The sequence below is a fragment of the Mesorhizobium sp. WSM4808 genome (assembly GCF_055811675.1).
Genome location: NZ_JBVVQX010000059.1, coordinates 1 through 1,294 on the forward strand (window position 1 = coordinate 1; position 1,294 = coordinate 1,294).

Here is a 1,294-nt window from a genome sequence, read left to right on the forward strand (position 1 = left end):
TTTCTCTTCATCAGTCCGTCCTTCAATCAAGGGCCGGACTCTAATCTCAGATGGAGGAAATTACCCGTGGCAGGTCACTTTCCCCAAATGAAACCCGCCATGCCGAATCCCCGCTCAACCCGCAGTAGAATAGCATGAGCGGGAGTTTTCACACAGCCTGGGTGGAAAGCCAACTTTAGATTATTGGGAACACATGAAAACGTTCATGCCACGCACGCCGTCCTCAACAGCTTCCCACCCCAACCGCCGATAGAAGCTAGAGATTTCGGGAGTTGCGCAGAGATAGACCGGGGAATGCCCGAGTTTGAAAGCCGCGTCCGCCGCCGCGCGGACGAGCGCGGAACCGACACCGCTTCCCCTGTGCTCCGAGTCCACCCAAAGCACCGCAACCCAAGGCGAATATTGCGGGCGTTCGTCCATATCGTGGGCGATGACCGAAGCCGTACCAAGGAACATTCTGCTACGATGCGCCACAAGCGCAAATGGGATGCTATTCGAGGTAAGATTTTCTTCTACGCGACCTTCGATGTAACTGAGCGGTACGTCTTGGCCCATCCACCACGCCTGCCAAATGCGCTGCGCCACGGTCGCTTTGAAGTGGGGCTGGTGCCGTAGGTCAGAGATTATGTATTCGCTGTTAGCCAACTGTGACACCCTCTAAGTCATAGACCTTGTACAACTGTTCCCGGTGTCCCCAAAGGGTCGGAACGTCGGGCAGCAAGCGTCAGATTTCTACCACTAGATAGTGGCCGATCCGGTCTAAACTTACCGGCAGCCAACGTAACAACGGCAGGAGAATGTAGGAAGTCAAATGTTTGTTAAATTTCATAGGAGGTTATGCTCCTCTACATCATGGTAAATTTACAAAAGGGTGTAGTTCTCCATTCTAGACCTTTTAACATGTCATTACACAGCGCGCTCATCTTTTCGAGACGAGGCTCACGCTGACGCCGCTCTTGCCCGCCCCCGTCGTTCGCTTGCCTCGCGCGACCAGCTTTCGATAGCGGCCGTCGGTCGGGCCTGAGCCTTCCATGTGATCTCGCGGACTTTCGGCGGCGCTTGCTCCAACCGGTATAGCTTCGCCTTACCGATCCGGGGCGGATGTCGATAGGTCCAGGCGCTCTCGACCAGCATGTGGCGAACGCGGCTGCGCGGCGACAATTAAAAACACGCACGAACTTGTCGCGGAGCGGCAATCAGAAAACGACGAAAGCCTTGTCGCATTGCCTCGCCTGAACTGCTCCCTAAAATTGGTTTGTTGCCTCATCTAATTTGCTCCCGAATCAACAACTTC

The 1,294-nt window shown here is 54.7% G+C and carries 1 protein-coding gene and 1 pseudogene; both read right to left on the reverse strand.

Features of this window, described 5'->3' with window-relative positions; translation table 11 throughout:
* Nucleotides 1–180: 180 nt before the first annotated feature.
* Complete coding sequence (locus AC0L2U_RS34630; protein ID WP_473603691.1) at nt 181–654, reverse strand: GNAT family N-acetyltransferase; 474 nt, start codon at nt 652–654, stop codon at nt 181–183.
* Between the two features lie 313 nt (nt 655–967).
* A pseudogene (locus AC0L2U_RS34635) lies at nt 968–1,146 on the reverse strand (IS110 family transposase); the annotation flags it as partial.
* Nucleotides 1,147–1,294: the final 148 nt, after the last annotated feature.